Here is a 17,545-nt window from a genome sequence, read left to right as displayed (position 1 = left end):
CGCGCTTATGCGAAGTCGAGAGCACGGTCGCCGTCTTCATCCTTGATGCGCGATGGCAAGCCGATCTGGTTCAGGATGTGGAGGAAAGGCTTTGGGTTCAGCTCTTCCACATTGACCATCTTCTTCACATCCCATTCGCCCGAGGCAATCAGGATTGCGGCTGCAACCGGCGGAACGCCTGCGGTGTAGGAAATGCCCTGCGAACCCACTTCGTTATAAGCGTCCTTGTGGTCGGCAACGTTGTAGATGAAGACTTCCTTCTCTTTGCCGTCCTTGGTGCCCTTGACGAAATCGCCGATGCAGGTCTTGCCGGTGTAATCCGGTGCCAGCGACGACGGATCAGGCAGAACGGCCTTGACCACCTTGAGCGGCACGACTTCCAGACCTTCGGCAGTCTTGACCGGCTGTTCGGACAGGAGGCCCAGATTGTTCAGCACCGTAAAGACGTTGATATAGTGATCGCCAAAGCCCATCCAGAAACGCACATCTGCGTTCGGGTAGTTCTTAGACAGCGAATGCACTTCATCATGACCAGTCATATAAGCCTTGCTCGGGCCGACGACAGGCAGGTCAAAGGTGTGGCCGACTTCGAACATCTTGTTCGACTGCCACTGACCGCCCTGCCATGAATAGACCGTGCCGGTGAATTCGCGGAAGTTGATTTCCGGGTCGAAGTTGGTCGAGAACCAGCGGCCATGCGAACCGGCATTGATGTCAACGATGTCGATGGATTTGACTTCATCGAGATAGTCGTCAGCAGCCAGACGTGCATAGGCATTAACCACGCCCGGATCAAAGCCAATGCCGAGAATGGCGGTGATACCCTTCTCTTCGCATTCCTTGAGATGCTTCCATTCGTAGTTGCCATACCATGGCGGGGTTTCGCAGATCTTCTTCGGATCTTCATGGATCGCGGTGTCCATGTAAGCCACGCCCGTATCGATACAGGCACGAAGGACCGACATATTGAGGAAGGCCGAGCCGACATTGATGACGATCTGAACGCCCGTCTTCTGGATCAGAGCCTTGGTGGCTTCAGTATCCAGCGCGTCCAAAGCATGCGCTTCCAGCTTCACCTCGGTCTTGAGGCTCTTCTTTTCATGCACGCTATCGATAATCTTGCGGCATTTCTCAACCGTGCGGGACGCAATATGGATATCGCCCAATATGTCAGAGTTTTGTGCACATTTATGTGCAACAACCTGTGCCACGCCCCCGGCGCCGATAATGAGAACGTTCTTCTTCATTTTCTGTCGATGCTTCCTCTTCCAGCGGTTACCCGCCATCTGTTAACCGTCCCGATTGCCTTCTCACCCGGAACACATGAATTCATTGCAGTTTGAGGGCTGCAAAAGGATCTTTAAGAAAGCGACCCTTCAAAATCCGCATAATCAAATTCGCGGACTAATTTGACCGTGCCATCGAGTTCACGCACGGCAATGGCTGGCATCTTCACGCCATTAAACCAGTTCTTCTTGACCATGGTATAACCGGCTGCATCTTCAAATGAGAGGCGGTCGCCGATGGAGAGTTCCTTGTCGAAAGTGAACTCTCCGAAAATATCGCCAGCAAGGCAGGATTTGCCGCAAACCATATAGCTGTGCTCGCCATTGTTGGGCGCCATCTTCGCCTTTTCGCGATAGATCAGCAGATCGAGCATATGCGCTTCAATCGAGCTATCAACGATGGCGAGGTTCTTGCCGTTATAAAGCGTGTCAAGAACCGTCACTTCCAGCGTCGTGGTTTTGGTGATCGAAGCCTCACCCGGCTCCAGATAAACCTGCACACCAAACTTTTCCGAAAACGCCTTCAGGCGTGCGCAGAACGCATCGACCGGATAATCGTCGCCGGTGAAGTGGATACCGCCGCCAAGGCTGACCCATTCAACGCGGTGCAGAAGTGAGCCAAACTTTTCTTCAATATCGGTCAGCATCTTGTCGAAAAGACCGAAATCGGAATTTTCGCAATTGTTATGGATCATAAAGCCGGTCACGCGGTCCATGACCTTCTCGACCTTTGCCACATCCCATTCGCCAAGACGGCTGAACGGACGCGCCGGGTCAGCCAGATCAAAGGTCGAAGACGAAACACCCGGGTTCAGACGCAGGCCACGCTTGATATGTGCTGCCTTGTTGGCAAAGCGCTCCAGCTGACCGATCGAATTGAAGATGATCTTGTCGGCGTGGCTGATAACTTCGTCGATCTCGTTATCAGCATAGGCCACGCTATAGGCATGGGTTTCACCGCCAAATCTTTCATGGCCAAGACGCACTTCATTGAGCGAAGACGACGTCGTGCCGTCCATATATTCGCTCATCAGATCAAACACCGACCATGTGGCAAAACATTTCAGCGCCAGCAGAGCTTTTGCGCCGGATTTCTCGCGCACATAGGCAACCTTTTCCATGTTGCGCTTCAGCTTGGTCTTGTCGATCAGATAGTAGGGCGTCTGGATCATGAGCGTTCCGGGTCGTCAATTGGGGAAATATGGCCTGTCCAGCTAGGCTGGCGAGCACGTTGTTTGGATCTGGCGCGCATCTTATCCGAAAACCGCTTTGCACTTTTCGGGACACGCTTTAAAGCCGTTATTGGTACAGGCTTATAGGAAGCTTGTGACAGAAACACAAATCCGCCACAGACGTTTAGAGAAAAAATTCTCCGACGCGGCAGCGGATTCTGTAATTCTTGGCTTCATATAGAGTTTTTCCGCCAAATTTGAACCCCTTTGAATTTTTATTGAAGCCGTTTTACTTCATTCCCCATTCCGAAGATCGGAAAAGCATTTTATAAGGCCAGCCAACGCGTGCGGACAGCGGGCATCAACCCGCCTCTGAAATGCGGGATAGGACCAGGGAAAGAAATGCAGACCGATAATCCAGCCGCCACTGCCACAGCAGGGGCTACTGCAGGCTGGGGAGAATTGTTCGCGGGCAGGAATGCGATCCGTTCGCTAACACTTGTGGGCGGCGTTGCGCTCCACGCCATCAATGTTTTCATCGCCACAACCATATTACCAACCGTTGTCGCCGATATTGGCGGCATGGACTATTACGCCTGGAACACGGCGCTGTTTGTCACAGCCTCCATTCTTGGTTCGGCCCTTGTGCCAAAACTTCTTTCGCAAGTCGGGCCGCGTAACGCCTATCTTGTGGCCGCCATCATCTTTGCAGCCGGAACACTGGCCTGTGGCTTGGCACCTTCCATGCCAGCCATGCTTGCAGGCCGTGTCGTGCAGGGACTTGGTGGCGGCATGATGCTGGCGCTGTCCTATGCCATGATCCGTATCGTCTTTGATGAATCGCTCTGGCCTCGCGCCATTGCACTCGTTTCCGGCATGTGGGGCGTGGCAACGCTTGTTGGCCCGGCTATTGGCGGCATTTTTGCTGAACTTGGCGTGTGGCGTGCGGCCTTCTGGTCGCTTGTGCCGGTGATCGGAATTTTTGCCATCATGGCGACACTTATTCTGCCAAAACGCGCGGGCGATGATGAAGCCAAAGACAAGCTTGCCTGGCCACAGCTTATTCTGCTGACGGCAGCCGTGCTGATCGTCTCGGCTGCGAGCATTTCGGCAAGCACGTTCTGGAATGTCACTGGCGTTGCAATTGCTTTTGCTGTGCTGCTGTTGCTTGTCATTGTGGAACGGAAGGCCACGAAACGTATTCTGCCCAAAGGCACTTTCAGCATCAAACGACTTGGTGCTCTCTATATGACGATGGGCTTTCTCGGTGCATCAGTCACAAGTTCGGAAGTCTTTGTGCCACTGTTTTTCCAGGTATTGCATAACCAGTCGCCATTGGTGGCAGGCTATCTTGCAGCACTCATGGGCGGCAGCTGGACGCTTGGTTCCATCGGCTCATCGGGCGTGTCCGGTGCCCGCGTGAACCGTGTCATCCTTGCAGCCCCTGTTATGGGAATAGCCGGCATGGTGACACTTGCGATTCTCGTCCCTCCGGGCAGCGAAGGACATTGGTATGATCTTCTACCGATCTGTCTTGCCATGGCAATTATAGGCTTTGGCGTCGGCATGACATGGCCGCATCTGCTCACCCGCGTTTTCAAACGTGCTGAAGCTGCGGACCAGAATCTGGCTTCCGCGTCACTAACCACGGTTCAGCTTTTCACCACAGCAATGGGTGCAGCACTCGCGGGTATGGTTGCCAATCTGGCAGGGTTAAGCAATCCCGGCGGCGTAGCAGGCACTGCCAATGCCGCGCTCTGGTTGTTCATCGGATTTACCGCCCTTTCAGGCATCGCCCTGCTTTCAGCCATCGCGCTTGTTCGCAGCTCGCGCTGACACACAAAAAGCGGCTTCCGTAGGTACAACATACTCCGGAAGCCGCAGTGATTAGAAAGCAATTCCTTGAGGCTGCGTTTGAATTCGATTTAATTGCGCGGAGAATACAAACCGATGACTCTTGATGTCGGAGCGCAGAAGCATTATTCCAACTTCCGTAATCTTCGTCCGGCTATGGTGCAGCATACCGGCAAATCACGACCTCGCGGAAGTCACCCTGAAGGCAGCCAGACGCGATCCCCCTATGATTGCGATAAGAACGCTCGCTTCTTGAGAAGCGAGCACCGTGAAAAGCGAAATAGAGACAGTTCCGACAATGAGCAGCAATTTTAATCAGGAAACCGTTCTTGACGTTCACCACTGGACCGACAGGCTGTTTTCCTTCCGCACCACGCGCGACCAAGGCTTTCGTTTCCAGAGCGGCCAGTTCATCATGATCGGCCTTGAAGTGAACGGCAAACCACTGTTGCGCGCTTATTCAATTGCTTCCAGCGTCTACGACGAACAACTCGAATTTTTCTCGATCAAGGTGCAGGACGGCCCACTGACGTCGCGCTTGCAGCATCTGAAAGAGGGCGACAAGATTCTCGTCGGTAAGAAGCCGGTCGGCACGTTGCTTTATGACAATCTCATTCCGGGTGACAATCTGTGGCTGCTTTCGACAGGCACCGGCCTTGCACCGTTCCTCTCGATCATCCGCGATCTTGAAGCCTATGAGCGCTACAAGAAAATCATTCTGGTCCATGGCGTGCGCGAAGTGAACGAACTCGCCTATGCCGACCTCATCACCAAGCAACTGCCGGAAGACGAATTCCTCGGCGAGATGGTGCGCGAGAAGCTCATCTATTACCCGACCGTAACCCGCGAAGAGTTCCGCAACCAGGGTCGTCTTACCGATCTGATCAGCTCGGGCAAAATCTTCGAGGATTTGGGCCTGCCAAAGTTCTCCGAACAGGACGACCGCATGATGCTTTGTGGTAGTCCAGAAATGCTTGCCGACATGCGCCAGATTCTCGAAGGCCTTGGCCTCGAAGAAGGCAGCCAGAGCGAAGCCGGTCACTTCGTGATCGAAAAGGCTTTCGTTGAGAAATAAGCACTTTTCGCTCTTGCGATGTTTAAAAGGGCGGCCAAAGTGCCGCCCTTATTTTTCGTATCTTGCTTTATCCGGCACCAGCACTATGCTCACAGCCATGATAAAGTGTTCGAGTACCCCCTGCATCGCGCTCCTGTGATTTCATCACAAGTTTCATCACCGGGAGCATGAACGTAAGCAACCACACGGTTTCTTACGGGGTTTTCGTTTGCATATATGCAAGCGGACAAATGCCGATCTGATCGGCGATTACGCATTATCCCAAACAAAGCTGCTTCGTCACTTTTACCGGATATGCCTGATGCAGTGAGCACTCTCATGAAAAATTACTTTGAAAGCCCGTTTAAGGGAATCACCCTCGATAAGCAGGTCACACATCCAAACATCATCGTAGGGCGTTACAGCTATTATTCCGGCTATTATCATGGCCATAGTTTCGACGATTGCGCCCGTTTTCTCCTGCCCAATGAAGGTGCCGACAAGCTTATCGTCGGCAGCTTTTGTTCAATCGGATCGGGTGTCGCCTTTATCATGGCAGGCAACCAGGGCCATCGAAACGACTGGATCAGCACCTTCCCGTTCTTCTTCATGCCCGAAGTGGACATGTTTGCGGGTGCTGAGAATGGCTACGCTCCCTCTGGCGATACAGTTATCGGCAATGATGTGTGGATTGGTTCGGAAGCCATCATCATGCCGGGTGTAAAGATCGGTCATGGCGCGGTTATCGGCACGCGAGCATTGGTTACACGTGATGTCGACCCCTATGCGATTGTCGGCGGCAACCCTGCCAGAACCATCCGCTCACGTTTCGATCAGGACAGCGTCAGGATGCTTCGGGAAATACAGTGGTGGGACTGGTCGGACGATCAGTTGAAGGGCGCTATGCCTATTTTGACCAGCGGTAATATTGCAGCGCTTTATCACTATTGGCAGCGTAACGTTTTGCGACAAATGATCTAACACACAACCAACTTGAGAAACGAAGGGCCTGCCAGCAATCTGCTGGCAGGCCTTTGATTTTGGTCGCATCGCGCCTCACTTGCTGCGGCGGCTGCCGAAACGATCTTTTTGGAAAAAAGGCTTTGCAGCCACAAGCGTCGATGAAATCGTGCGCAAAGCCGATGTTGCCAAGGGCACACTCTATCTGCATTTTCGCAGCAAAGACGAAGTGCCTTGGCATTACGCAAGCGTTTCATTACCTTTTATTGTGAGCAGCTCGACAGCGAACTCAACACCATTCCTGTCAACGACGGGAATGGTCAGGCCGCGGGAGCGTGGAAGATCGACAACATGCGCCTGTTGGCAACGCTTCTATTCCATGCCTTGCATGATGCAGTTGACGACTTCATCATCCGGTCAGGCACAATCGAGCGCACCAACATGGTCCGCGGCGTGCAGGATCTATTTTTGAAAGCAGACAGATCTTAGGCTCAGCTATTTCTTAACGCCAAACACATGTTCCGGCCCCGGAAAAGACCGCTCGCGAACTTCTTCCGCATAGGCTTTTGCGGCATCCGAGACCTGCGGAGCAAGCTCGGCAAAGCGTTTGACGAAACGCGGCGTGAAATCCTGAAACAGCCCAAACATATCGTCGGAAACGAGAATCTGGCCATCACAGGCAGGCGACGCACCAATCCCAATTGTTGGAATTGTCAGTGTTTCGGTGATCTCGCGTGCCAGCGGTTCGACCGTGCCTTCAATGACCAGCGCAAAAACACCCGCATCTGCAATTGCCTGTGCATCGCGGCGGATGCGATTGGCTTCTTCATCGTCGCGGCCCATCGAGCGAAAGCCGCCGACCGTATTGACCTGTTGCGGCATAAGCCCGACATGGCCGAAGACCGGAATGCCGCGTTTGACTAGGAATTCAACCGTCTCAGCCATTTCCTCGCCACCCTCAAGCTTCACGCCGTCGCAGCCTGTCTCCTGCATGATGCGGGCTGCGTTGCGGAAAGCCTGTTCTTTCGATTCCTGATAAGAACCAAATGGCATATCGACAATTACACAAGCATGCTCGACGCCACGCATAACTGCCTGCCCATGCGCAATCATCATGTCGAGCGTGACACCAAGGGTCGAATCCATGCCGTAAAGCACCATGCCAACGGAATCGCCCACCAGAAGCAGATCGCAATGTGGATCGAGCAGGCGCGCAATCGGCGTCGTGTAAGCCGTGAGGCTGACAATCGGGCGTTCGCCCTTCATCGCTTCAATCGTCTTTGGCGAAAGGCGCTTCTTTTTAACGGTCGCGCTCATTTCAGGCTGCCTTCTCTTGCGCTATGAGTGCTATAACCCGATTATCAAGAAGGCGCGTTGAACCCAGCCGCACAAAAAGCGCCACCAAGACCGGTCTGCCCTGCACCGAGGTCAGACGCTCCAGCGTTTCAGGATCCCGCAATGCCACGACTTCCGGTATTGCCAGCGTTTCCATTTCAATGAATGCGCGGATTGCAGCTTCAAGTGCTTCCGGATCGTCGATGCCAGAGCGATAAAGTCGCTCAGCTTCATCAAGTGCCTTTGGCACGATGATCGCAGCGTCACGCTGCTCGGATGTCAGATAGACATTGCGTGACGAACAGGCGAGCCCATCATCTTCCCGCACGGTTTCAACACCAACCACACGCACAGGAATCGCCATATCCTCGACCATGCGGCGAATGATGACGAGTTGCTGAAAATCCTTCTCGCCAAAATAAGCAGCGTCAGAACCCACGATATTGAAAAGCTTGCTCACAACGGTTGCGACGCCTGCAAAATGGCCTGGACGCGCCTCACCTTCCATCTGGTTGCCAAGCGTTGGTACATCAACCACGGTCTGCATCGGGCGCGGATACATATCCGACACGGCAGGTGCAAAAAGGAAATCCACATTTGCATGGCGCAGCAGGCCCGCATCGCGTTCGAGATCGCGCGGATATTTATCGAGATCTTCATTAGCGCCAAATTGCAGCGGATTGACGAAGATTGACACGACAGTGACATCGTTTTCCGCGCGTGAGCGACGAACAAGTTCGAGATGCCCTTTGTGAAGATAACCCATCGTCGGTACGAGGCCGATGGTTCTACCGCTCTTGCGTGCCACGCCAAGCGCCTGCCGCAAATCTTCAATCGTATGGATGATCTGCATGAGAGTCTTTCCCGACAACAACCAGATTTGGCCGTTTGGGCGCCATGCACCGACAAGATTCATGACGCTCTAACAAAATAAACGAACAGCAGTCCTATAGCGCTCCCTCAGATATAACAACAGCACTTTTGCTAATGAATATCGGGAAGGCAGTACGCACCTCAGTTCCCGACTGTGCCGCTCACCGTATTGCCAACCGTTCTACCGAACCGATCAATCTGCTCATTATAGGTTCTACGGGTGTTCGGATCGAAGACTGCAATCGGCGCGCTGACGACGAGCGAGGCGGCACTGCCCACGCCTTGCGCAGTACCAAGTGCAACAGCACCCAGCCGCTCGCCCAACCCGATATCAGAATCGGTGATGGTCTGACCCGTTACGAGACGTTTACCGATCAGCTGAACAACCTCAGGACTTGACGCAAACTTGCCGTGGTTGAGCCTATCGCCAGCTTTAAGCTGCGTAAGATCAATGACCGTGATCCCCGCCTTTTCAAGCTGCGAACGGTAGGGTTCAACCGAAGGATCGATCTGGCCCAGTCGATCAACATTACCCGAGATGAAGCGGGAGGCTCGGAGAGCGCGATCATCGCGTGAAGTAAACAATGTAAAACGCGGGTGATCCTTGCCCATGGCGCGGAACTGCTGACTGAAAACATCCACATCAAGATCAGGCGACGCAAGAATGACGTCGGAAATCTTTGGATTAACCCGTTTATCGCGGATCGCCATCTGACGCAGCGCCTCAACCGTCAGCCAGCTGCCCATGGAGTGGGCCATGACGGTGATGTCTTTCACACGCGGATCTTCGGCGAGTTTGCGCAAGGTCGTTTCCAGCGCATCGCGCGAATAATTCGTGCTTTCCTTATCGTAATTGTAATCGAACACGCTACCGCGCGACGGCCACGTGAAGATGACGGGCGCTACTTCAGCGCCAGAATCGTGCACGATCTGCGCAAAACGATAGACCGAGTCCTCGTAAGTATTATTGAAGCCATGAACGAAAACCATGACCCGACGGGATTTCGGCAGGCTATGATTAAGCCATTGGCGCGCGCCGGTTTCCGTGTTGATCGCTTTTACTTCAACGGTCGTGAAATCCTTCAACGGATTGGCTGGCAGCTTTTTAGGCCACTGAACTTCACCGACCTTGCGGTTCTTTTCAGGCGGGATGGAGACCATAATCTCCGTCAGGCTAACTTGTTGATCACGTTCACCGGAAAACAAGGTTCCGGGATTGCCGGATGGTGCGCGGGTCGTCGCCACCATAAGATCAACCTTGGATGCGCCTGGCGCACTTTCCGCAATAGGAATGAGCACACCGTCCGGACGGCTGGCGCAGCCAGCAATCAAGGTCAGGCAGATAAGCAATGCCGGGGCAGTACGACGAATGATGCTCCGCAAAAGCCAACTCTCCTGACAAAACCCAAACCCGAAAAACGCCGATCCAAGGCGAGGCGCGCGGTTAATATATTCTTTACCTGAGAGGATATGCCAAGCCCTAATTGTCGAGACCTGTGGAAAGATGCTGGCGCTGCGGCTTCTCGGTTACACACTGTTTTCGGAACCGAGACTTTCCGAAACGCCTCTTGCGCCCAATATTGAAGCCAACAGCGCAAACAATTCCACTTATGCGCAGGAGGACACAAAATGACTTCAGACCTTACCCCACAACTCACAGGGCTGCATCATTTGACAGCCATCACCGCAGATGCACCTGGCAACAGACGCTTCTACACCGACACGCTCGGTCTTCGCCTCGTCAAGAAGACGGTCAATCAGGACGACACCAGCGCCTACCATCTGTTTTATGCCGATGGGCTGGCATCTCCAGGAACCGACATCACCTTCTTTGACTGGCCCGTGCAGCGTGAACGGCGTGGAACGCATAGCGTTTCCCGTACCGGATTGCGCGTAAACGGCGTTGAGAGCCTCGACTGGTGGCGTAACCACCTCAAGGAAAAGGGCATCGAAACCGGCGATATATTCGAAGTTGCAGGTCGTGCAGTGCTCGATTTTGAGGATCCGGAAGGCCAGCGCCTGCGTTTGACCGATGATGGAGGTGCTGGTGCAGCACATAGCTGGGAGAAAAGTCCGGTTCCTGCTGAGCGGCAGATACGTGGCCTTGGTCCTATCACGCTGAGCGTTCCTGATTTGGCACCGACAAAAATCGTGCTGGAAAAGGTAATGAACATGCGTGAAGCTGGTGACTATGCTTCGCCCGATGGCGAAGGCCATGTCCACGTGTTTGAAATGGGCTCAGGTGGTGCCGGCGCAGAACTGCATATCGCCGTGCAGCCCAATCTATCACCAGCCGGTCAGGGCGCAGGTGCCGTGCATCACGTTGCATTCCGCACACCGGATCAGGAAACCATGCAGGAATGGGTGGATCGCCTCCGGGCTTTTCGCATTCCGTCCAGCGGCGAGGTCGAACGCTATTACTTCCGCTCGCTCTACTTCCGTGAGCCCAATGGTGTGCTGTTTGAAATTGCAACCGATGGTCCCGGCTTTGCGGTTGATGAACCACTTGAAAGTCTCGGAGAGAACCTGTCGCTACCACCCTTCCTTGAAGGAAAGCGTCAGGCGATTGAAAAGAGCTTGAAGCCGCTTGATTAATGCAAAAGGCCGCCGGATTTCTCCGGCGGCCCTTTTTAGGTTTAGCGTGCAGAGGTCAGAGCTTTTGCTGTAACCATTCGCCAGCCAAACGGACATCTTCGTCCGTCAGTCCATGACCACCTTCGGCGGAGCGGACATCAAGTTCTGCACCATCCGCCCGCAAGACTTGTTCCAGTTTGCCGGATGCATCGCCAAACGGATCGCCAATCCCGTTGAGCAACAGGATGGCAGCATCAGAAAGGTCAGCAACCGGCTGCTCTTCCAAAACGTCCGTCGCACGCAACAACACGGCTTTGCTCACGACATGTGGATGAAGCCGCATAAAGGCCGCAAGCAGATTGGCGCCATTGGAGTTTCCAATGAACGCAGTCCGTTCTGGATCAATAGCGTAGGCAGCAATTGCACCTTCGACAAAAGCCTCGAAAGCCTCTGCCTCAGACCGAATGTCCTCCTGGTCGAACCGTTTCAGATCGAAACGGCGAAACCAGCGCTGAATGCCCTCTTCCGTGCTGCGCCCCCGAACACCCAGAAGCGTTGCACGCGGTGCAGCCAGACGAGCAAGCGGCATGAGGTCGTTTTCATTGCCGCCGGTGCCATGCAGCAGAACAAGCGTACTGCCATCCGGATTTTCCGGCTGATGGATACGATGCACAAAAGGCAAATCGCGATAGATCACCCTTTCCTCACCCGGCAAGCCAAATTGCGGCATACGGGATCGGATCGCATCCGCCTGCTGCCCGTTGCCCGGTGGCACGAACAGAACTCGACCCAGCGATTCCACTGGTTCATCCAGGGTAAAGCCGGGAGCATCGGTGGCAAATTCAAACAGGGTTCCACCCGGCTCACGGACATAGAGCGACGTGAAGTATTTACGGTCATGTACGTTGACTTCACTGGAGTTAAGCTTTGAAAGCTCCTTCTCAAGCTTTGTCACATCATCCGTTACAGCCGCACGAAATGCCACGTGGTCAGCAATGCCTGTTCCGGGAATACCCGGCCAGAAGCCGCTTGCATCGCGAACGTCAATCACATCGCCTGAATCAGAGACCAGACGATCTATTGTGCCTTCCTTGGCCTGAGCGCGGAAACCGAAATAACGTTCGATGAAGCCCACAGTCTGCTCTGGTGCCTCAGACAAAATGGTCGCCGAGCGTATCCGACGCACAGTATGTTCCGCAGGAATATCGTCTGAAACCCATGCATCATTGGCAGTAAGATCGCAGCCGACCAGCTTGACGATAACGCCATCTGGATCACGCAAGCGAAGCACCGGCTCACCAAACTCCTGCACCGGACCTTCAGACTGCACGTGATAGCGCAATGCCCGCTCCAGCCAAAAGCCGACCGAGGTGCGGTCGATCGCAAGAGCGATTTCGCTAACCTGACCATGACCGACACGGCCCCTTGCACCATCTTCCCAAACGAGGAAAGTGATCAGAGATCCCGGCGTTCCAGAACGGTCGCCATAGAACAGGTGCAGTTGCTCCGCATCTTCAAAACCACCTGTCCGCTTGACAATACGCAAGCCAAGAAAGCCAGCATAGAAATCGACATTGGCCTGAACCTTGCGCGTAATCAGCGTGAGGTGATGGATGCCACTGGTCATGATTGCAATCTCCCGCGTTTCGTAACGGCAAGTCTCTCAGACAGAGACAATCACCGCAAATGTGAAGTTACCCGAGAGATAGTTCACATTGGCTCGAATGCCCATGGGGGCTATGCGGCGACGCACTGTTAACAGATCAGCATGTGTTTTCGGGAAGAGTAGAAAAAGAAAAAGGCCGCGCGGGAGGAGGATGCGCGGCCTGATCTTGAATACGGCTGGGAGGAGGAGTGCCGTATCCCGCATCGGGTTCTGGGAGGAGGAGTGAACCCGATGACCAATAATTACCTGCAGCCTCATTATTCAACAACGGTCAATAACGCATATCAGTTATGCAAATACGCCGATGCTTAAGATTGTTGCAGAAACACAGACGTGCATAATATGCTTATATTATAAGCACGTTGAACAAAATATGCTGAAAAATCAGCGCATCAGAGAAGCTGGGCAATGAACGGTGCGGCCAAAACATTGACCAAACCAACCAGAACCATGACGAGACCGGCAATCGATCCTTCCTCGCTGCCGATCTGATGAGCCTTGGCAACACCGGCTCCATGCGCACCCATACCGAACAGCGCGCCGCGTGCGAGAGCCGAGCGAAGCGGCAACCAGTTGAGCATTACCTCACCAAGTGCTGCACCGAATACACCGGTCAGCACGACGAAGATGGCTGTCAAATCGGGCGTGCCACCAATATCGCCGGAAACCGTCATGGCGAAAGGCGTACTCATGGAGCGCGGCATCAGGCTGAGGCTTATAGCGTCATTCAATCCAAGAAGATGCGCAAGCCCCCAGGCCGAAAGCATCGCAGAAGAACTGCCAACCACAACACCAACCAGCAGAACCGGCCAGTAACGACGAATAGTTGCGCGCTGCTGATAGATGGGGATGGCAAAGGCTACCGTCGCGGGGCCAAGCAGTGCGACCAGCCAATGCGTTGCACTGAAATAGCCACGGTAGTTTTCATTAAGGCCAATAAGCAAGGCCATCAGCAGCAGTGGTGTGATCGCAAGCGGCGTCAGCCACCACATGGGAAAGCGGCGATAAACGCGCTTTGCAGCAAGATAGAGAAGGATCGTGGCAGCCGACCAGAACAGTGTCGCCACATAGGGGTTACTTAGTGGCATAGCGAGCGCTCAGGCGATAGCAGAAGTCTACAGTCAGTGCTGTCACAGTCATAACGGTCAGAGTACCAACCAGAATGACCGCCATAATCTTCACACCCAGCATACCGAGCAATTCCTGATGTTCCAGAACTGCCAGAACTGCAGGCACAAAGAACAGCAGCATTTCAGCAAGAAACCATTCAGCACCGCGCTTCATGCTGAACAGGCTTACACGGCCACTCAGAAGCAACGCCAGAACCAGCGCCATACCAACAATGCCACCCGGCAGCGGCAGACCGCTCAAGCGAACAAAAGCTTCTCCGGCCAACCAGAAGCCGACCAGCGTCGCAATCTGCATCAAGCGGCTGTGGTGCAGCGCATAGCGAAAGCGGATCATCAGGTTATGGGCATTCATGATTGTGTTCCAATGCTGGTATTTGTGAAAACACTATAGGCGCGGAATCGATATTCCAGAAATGAATTGATTTCATTGCAGCTATTCCATTATAGAATAGCTTATGAACTTACGCGGCTTTCAGGCATTCGTGGAAGTGGTACGGCAAGGCGGCTTTTCCGCCGCAGCCCGTACCATCAATGCCACACAATCCACCGTCAGCAAGACGGTGCGGCAGCTCGAAGACGAACTCGAAATCATTCTGCTGGACCGCGAAGCCACCCCTCCCCGTCTGACAAGCGCTGGCGAAATCGTCTATCGGCGTGCACTGGCCATGCTGACGGAAAAGGACGACATGCTGACTGAGCTTGGCGAGTTGCGCGGGCTGAAGCGCGGTCTTTTGCGCCTCGGATTGCCACCCATCGGTTCGAGTGTATTGTTCGCCCCGGTCTTTGCGACCTTTACCAAACTTTACCCGGATATCGACATTCAGCTCGTCGAGCATGGTAGCAGGCGGCTGGAGGAATTGCTTCTTGCAGGCGATATCGAACTTGCCGCTTCGCTTCTGTCGCTCGAAAGCAATTTTGAATGGCAGGCGGTGCGTCGGGAGCCGGTGGTGGCACTGCTTCCTGCCAGCCACACCTTCGCCGACAATGGCGGCATCCCTTTGCAAGACATTGCCAGTCTACCCTTCATTCTGTTTGAAAGCGGTTTCGCCCTTAATCATATTATTCTCGATGCATGCCATCAGCACGGATTGTCCCCGAACATTGCCATGCGTTCCAGCCAGATCGATTTTATCGTGGAACTGGTAGCCGCCGGTATGGGTATTGGCTTTCTGCCACAAATGATTGTTGAACAGCGCAAGCACCCCGATGTCCGCATCCATAAGATCAAAGGCGCGGAACTGAACTGGGACATGGCCCTGATATGGCGAAAGGGTGCGTTTTTATCCCATGCCGCACGAGCCTGGCTCACGCTATGCAAGCACGAAAACACCCATCACAAGGCTTGAAACCCACTCCCGCGCGCCTATCTCAATTGAATACACCGACGCTAAAGGGAGCTCTATAAAGCACCCATCACCCATAGGGCTTTAAGAGGAGGCCATCATGGAAGGTCAGGTTATATTCTATAAGGGCGACAGGATCATTTACCGGCACCACGTTGAGGTGCAGGAAGACGATTATTCAAAAGGCGTCAACGACGCACTCATCGCCTTCCAGCGAAACTATGCTGGCTTTGATCTTGCCGACGACAACATCCACATTCGCTTTAAGCGACCAGGTGACGTTTGAATCCTGAAGACGCGGAGAAGGTCTCGCCTGAGAGATCAGGCGAAGGCTGCCTCACGTGCGACACGGCGTATATCCGTGCGTGACAGGCCGAGATCATAAAGCTCGCGGTCGCTGCAACCGTTGAGTTCGCGCAGGTTTTCGCGATACTGCATCCAACGGGAAAACTGGGTACGAAGGTTGCTCATGGTGGTATCCCCTTATGTGCCGCACACCTCTTTTCGGGATGCGCTGTGCTTTTTACCTTCCTCCCGATACGAAGCTTCGGCCTTTTTAATCGTTTTGAGAAGTGCATAAACTGCATGGCTGCAATGCCAAACCCGCCACCTTAAAAGAGTACATAGGTAACGCAGTTCGTTGTCTTGCGCGAAAAAGTGATCGTTAAAACAGATTTCATATCGGCTAGAAAACGCTTCAAAACTTGTAATCTTTCAGTTTAAATTAAATCTACTCGTCTGGTTTAACAGGATAAGATTCCCTAACGTATGAACAAAACGATATTTATTGTCGGCAATGGCCCTCTCGACCGTGATTTATCCGCTGAAATTGATGCTGCCGATCTCGTCCTTCGTTTCAATGAACCTCGCGTCTCTCTTGGAATGAGTGGTACAAAAACCGACATGCTCATGCTCGCCACCTCGAGCAAGCAGATGGAACAGTGGATCAAAGATCCAGCCTTCATCAATTCGGAAATTGTTCGCAATACCCCGGAAATGTTGTTTGCCTTCCACCCGAGCATCATCAAACGGTTTCATCACCAGCCAAACATTCTGTCACGGCTCAAGGGGCGCCGCGCCGACTGGACCAGTGAGGCGATTGACTATTTCGGCCGGGCCGGCAAGAAAATCCGCATCATGCCATCGCAGGACTATTTTGCTGTTTGCGACGAGCTAGGTATCAGCGCCGATCAGATGAAAAAGGTTTTCCCTAGCACTGGATTTTTCGGCATCTGGCTGGCTTTACGCAAATACTCGCAGCCTGAGTGGGATATCAAGATTTGCGGTTTCAGCTGGGAAGGCTGGAAGCGCCATGACTGGAATGCCGAACGAAAATGGATTGCAGAAAAGATCGCCGCAGGGCGTCTCCATAAAGTAAGCTAGAGCGCGTTTCGATCTGATTGGATCAGATCGGCGCTCTAATCATTTGTTTTTACGCACATCTTTTCCGAAAGCCGTTTCACACTTTTCGGGATGCGCTCTAATAAGTGCGACTTGCGAAAATCATGCGCATGACAGATATAGAATGTCGCTTCGGCTGAAATTACTTTTTGCGCGCTCGGGTTATACATGAACATCAAGGCTTTCATCATTCATTTGGCGCGCTCGACTGACCGCAAGCCGCAAGTGGAAAAACTCATTCACGAACTGCCGGTAAAAACGGAAGTAATCGATGCTGTTGATAGCCGCGCTCTCACAGACGCTGAGATAGGCCGCGTCTACAAACCGAAACTTCATGCGCCGCGCTATCCGTTTGAGCTTAGCAAGAACGAAATTGCCTGCTTCTTGTCCCATCGCAAAGCATGGCAGGCCATCGTCGACCAACAGTTGGACGCAGGCTTCGTCATTGAAGACGATATTGAACTCACTGATGTTTTCAATGCTGCCTTCCATGCGGTCAGCAATCATTTTGAGCCCGGCAGTTTCGTACGCTTTACATTCCGCGATGACCGCGAGGATGGACGCGAAGTTTTCCGTAACAATCAGGTGCGTATCATCATTCCAAACCCGATTGGGCTTGGCATGGTCGCACAGCTTGTAAGTTTCGATGCTGCTAAAAAGCTGCTTGCAATCACAGAACAATTTGATCGTCCTGTCGACACGACAATCCAGATGCGTTGGGTTACTGATTTACAGCCACTCGCAGTCATTCCTGGTGGCGTGAAAGAAATTTCTGCGCAGCTTGGCGGCACGACCATTCAGCACAAGAAATCCCTTTCCGATAAGCTAAAAAGGGAAATCTTGCGCCCTATCTACCGGATGCGTGTGCGCGGCTTCTCCTCAAGATCGAAGTGAGAC

Annotated in this window: 18 protein-coding genes; 9 read left to right on the top strand and 9 right to left on the bottom strand. The window is 53.3% G+C overall.

The genetic code is table 11. The features are described from left to right. Window positions 1–5: 5 nt before the first annotated feature. Together CEV33_RS16545 and nspC are read right to left on the bottom strand one after the other, a co-directional pair. Window positions 6–1,247 (bottom strand): saccharopine dehydrogenase family protein, encoded by a 1,242-nt coding sequence (locus tag CEV33_RS16545; RefSeq protein WP_094541484.1) that lies wholly within the window; start codon window positions 1,245–1,247, stop codon window positions 6–8. A gap of 113 nt (window positions 1,248–1,360) precedes the next feature. Further along, window positions 1,361–2,458, bottom strand: a complete 1,098-nt coding sequence (gene nspC / locus CEV33_RS16540; RefSeq protein ID WP_094541483.1) for a carboxynorspermidine decarboxylase — start codon at window positions 2,456–2,458, stop codon at window positions 1,361–1,363. 402 nt (window positions 2,459–2,860) lie between these two features. On the opposite strand from nspC, the gene CEV33_RS16535 reads away from it, so the two are divergent. From CEV33_RS16535 to CEV33_RS24480, 4 genes are all read left to right on the top strand, one after another. After that, window positions 2,861–4,294, top strand: coding sequence for an MFS transporter (locus CEV33_RS16535; protein ID WP_094541482.1), 1,434 nt, complete (start codon window positions 2,861–2,863; stop codon window positions 4,292–4,294). A gap of 316 nt (window positions 4,295–4,610) precedes the next feature. Then, window positions 4,611–5,387: a ferredoxin--NADP reductase gene (locus tag CEV33_RS16530; protein WP_094541481.1), complete on the top strand. Its 777-nt coding sequence runs from the start codon at window positions 4,611–4,613 to the stop codon at window positions 5,385–5,387. Between the two features lie 318 nt (window positions 5,388–5,705). After that, window positions 5,706–6,347 (top strand): type B chloramphenicol O-acetyltransferase, encoded by a 642-nt coding sequence (gene catB, locus CEV33_RS16525; RefSeq protein ID WP_094541480.1) that lies wholly within the window; start codon window positions 5,706–5,708, stop codon window positions 6,345–6,347. Between the two features lie 213 nt (window positions 6,348–6,560). Further along, window positions 6,561–6,815 (top strand): hypothetical protein, encoded by a 255-nt coding sequence (locus CEV33_RS24480; protein WP_235818434.1) that lies wholly within the window; start codon window positions 6,561–6,563, stop codon window positions 6,813–6,815. Window positions 6,816–6,821: 6 nt separating this feature from the next. On the opposite strand, the gene panB is transcribed toward CEV33_RS24480, so the two are convergent. From panB to CEV33_RS16505, 3 genes are all read right to left on the bottom strand, one after another. Then, window positions 6,822–7,643, bottom strand: coding sequence for a 3-methyl-2-oxobutanoate hydroxymethyltransferase (gene panB, locus CEV33_RS16515; RefSeq protein ID WP_094541478.1), 822 nt, complete (start codon window positions 7,641–7,643; stop codon window positions 6,822–6,824). Between the two features lies 1 nt (window position 7,644). Continuing rightward, complete coding sequence (panC, locus tag CEV33_RS16510; RefSeq protein ID WP_094541477.1) at window positions 7,645–8,514, bottom strand: pantoate--beta-alanine ligase; 870 nt, start codon at window positions 8,512–8,514, stop codon at window positions 7,645–7,647. A 161-nt stretch (window positions 8,515–8,675) separates the two neighbouring features. Beyond that, window positions 8,676–9,917 (bottom strand): alpha/beta hydrolase, encoded by a 1,242-nt coding sequence (locus CEV33_RS16505; protein ID WP_094541476.1) that lies wholly within the window; start codon window positions 9,915–9,917, stop codon window positions 8,676–8,678. 246 nt (window positions 9,918–10,163) lie between these two features. On the opposite strand from CEV33_RS16505, the gene CEV33_RS16500 reads away from it, so the two are divergent. After that, window positions 10,164–11,129 (top strand): ring-cleaving dioxygenase, encoded by a 966-nt coding sequence (locus tag CEV33_RS16500; RefSeq protein WP_094541475.1) that lies wholly within the window; start codon window positions 10,164–10,166, stop codon window positions 11,127–11,129. A 55-nt stretch (window positions 11,130–11,184) separates the two neighbouring features. On the opposite strand, the gene CEV33_RS16495 is transcribed toward CEV33_RS16500, so the two are convergent. The 3 genes from CEV33_RS16495 to CEV33_RS16480 form a co-directional block, all read right to left on the bottom strand. Next, a complete protein-coding gene (locus CEV33_RS16495; RefSeq protein WP_094541474.1) occupies window positions 11,185–12,735 on the bottom strand; it encodes a VOC family protein in 1,551 nt (516 codons plus the stop codon). Between the two features lie 431 nt (window positions 12,736–13,166). Next, complete coding sequence (locus CEV33_RS16485) at window positions 13,167–13,862, bottom strand: LrgB family protein (RefSeq protein ID WP_024897790.1); 696 nt, start codon at window positions 13,860–13,862, stop codon at window positions 13,167–13,169. After that, complete coding sequence (locus CEV33_RS16480) at window positions 13,849–14,256, bottom strand: CidA/LrgA family protein (RefSeq protein WP_094541472.1); 408 nt, start codon at window positions 14,254–14,256, stop codon at window positions 13,849–13,851. The genes CEV33_RS16485 and CEV33_RS16480 overlap by 14 nt, the downstream gene beginning before the upstream one ends. Window positions 14,257–14,359: 103 nt before the next feature. On the opposite strand from CEV33_RS16480, the gene CEV33_RS16475 reads away from it, so the two are divergent. Beyond that, the gene (locus CEV33_RS16475) at window positions 14,360–15,250 is read left to right on the top strand and encodes a LysR family transcriptional regulator (protein WP_094541471.1); all 891 of its coding nucleotides are present in this window, start codon (window positions 14,360–14,362) and stop codon (window positions 15,248–15,250) included. Between the two features lie 97 nt (window positions 15,251–15,347). Continuing rightward, window positions 15,348–15,533 (top strand): hypothetical protein, encoded by a 186-nt coding sequence (locus CEV33_RS16470; RefSeq protein ID WP_094541470.1) that lies wholly within the window; start codon window positions 15,348–15,350, stop codon window positions 15,531–15,533. A 35-nt stretch (window positions 15,534–15,568) separates the two neighbouring features. Here the strand turns inward: CEV33_RS16470 and CEV33_RS24015 are convergent, their stop codons facing one another. Continuing rightward, window positions 15,569–15,718 carry a DUF1127 domain-containing protein gene (locus tag CEV33_RS24015; protein WP_167388173.1) on the bottom strand — a complete coding sequence of 50 codons (150 nt, stop codon included), beginning with the start codon at window positions 15,716–15,718 and terminating at the stop codon, window positions 15,569–15,571. A 297-nt stretch (window positions 15,719–16,015) separates the two neighbouring features. Here CEV33_RS24015 and CEV33_RS16460 point away from each other — a divergent pair, with 297 nt between their 5' ends. Then, window positions 16,016–16,630: a glycosyltransferase family 29 protein gene (locus CEV33_RS16460; protein WP_094541469.1), complete on the top strand. Its 615-nt coding sequence runs from the start codon at window positions 16,016–16,018 to the stop codon at window positions 16,628–16,630. 186 nt (window positions 16,631–16,816) lie between these two features. Then, window positions 16,817–17,542 carry a glycosyltransferase family 25 protein gene (locus tag CEV33_RS16455; protein WP_094541468.1) on the top strand — a complete coding sequence of 242 codons (726 nt, stop codon included), beginning with the start codon at window positions 16,817–16,819 and terminating at the stop codon, window positions 17,540–17,542. The last annotated feature ends 3 nt before the right edge of the window (window positions 17,543–17,545 follow it).

The sequence above is a fragment of the Brucella grignonensis genome (genome assembly GCF_002252505.1).
GTDB lineage: Bacteria > Pseudomonadota > Alphaproteobacteria > Rhizobiales > Rhizobiaceae > Brucella > Brucella grignonensis.
Note: the sequence above shows the minus strand (reverse complement) of the source record. Positions and strands in the feature narration are given on the sequence as shown.

Excerpts from the sequence above, each read along its gene's own strand:
- CEV33_RS16545 (WP_094541484.1), bottom strand. The coding sequence starts at position 1,247 with ATGAAGAAGAACGTTCTCATTATCGGCGCCGGGGGCGTGGCACAGGTT.
- nspC (WP_094541483.1), bottom strand. The coding sequence starts at position 2,458 with ATGATCCAGACGCCCTACTATCTGATCGACAAGACCAAGCTGAAGCGC.
- CEV33_RS16535 (WP_094541482.1), top strand. The coding sequence starts at position 2,861 with ATGCAGACCGATAATCCAGCCGCCACTGCCACAGCAGGGGCTACTGCA.
- CEV33_RS16530 (WP_094541481.1), top strand. The coding sequence starts at position 4,611 with ATGAGCAGCAATTTTAATCAGGAAACCGTTCTTGACGTTCACCACTGG.
- catB (WP_094541480.1), top strand. The coding sequence starts at position 5,706 with ATGAAAAATTACTTTGAAAGCCCGTTTAAGGGAATCACCCTCGATAAG.
- panB (WP_094541478.1), bottom strand. The coding sequence starts at position 7,643 with ATGAGCGCGACCGTTAAAAAGAAGCGCCTTTCGCCAAAGACGATTGAA.
- panC (WP_094541477.1), bottom strand. The coding sequence starts at position 8,514 with ATGCAGATCATCCATACGATTGAAGATTTGCGGCAGGCGCTTGGCGTG.
- CEV33_RS16500 (WP_094541475.1), top strand. The coding sequence starts at position 10,164 with ATGACTTCAGACCTTACCCCACAACTCACAGGGCTGCATCATTTGACA.
- CEV33_RS16495 (WP_094541474.1), bottom strand. The coding sequence starts at position 12,735 with ATGACCAGTGGCATCCATCACCTCACGCTGATTACGCGCAAGGTTCAG.
- CEV33_RS16485 (WP_024897790.1), bottom strand. The coding sequence starts at position 13,862 with ATGCCACTAAGTAACCCCTATGTGGCGACACTGTTCTGGTCGGCTGCC.
- CEV33_RS16480 (WP_094541472.1), bottom strand. The coding sequence starts at position 14,256 with ATGAATGCCCATAACCTGATGATCCGCTTTCGCTATGCGCTGCACCAC.
- CEV33_RS16475 (WP_094541471.1), top strand. The coding sequence starts at position 14,360 with ATGAACTTACGCGGCTTTCAGGCATTCGTGGAAGTGGTACGGCAAGGC.
- CEV33_RS16470 (WP_094541470.1), top strand. The coding sequence starts at position 15,348 with ATGGAAGGTCAGGTTATATTCTATAAGGGCGACAGGATCATTTACCGG.
- CEV33_RS24015 (WP_167388173.1), bottom strand. The coding sequence starts at position 15,718 with ATGAGCAACCTTCGTACCCAGTTTTCCCGTTGGATGCAGTATCGCGAA.
- CEV33_RS16460 (WP_094541469.1), top strand. The coding sequence starts at position 16,016 with ATGAACAAAACGATATTTATTGTCGGCAATGGCCCTCTCGACCGTGAT.
- CEV33_RS16455 (WP_094541468.1), top strand. The coding sequence starts at position 16,817 with ATGAACATCAAGGCTTTCATCATTCATTTGGCGCGCTCGACTGACCGC.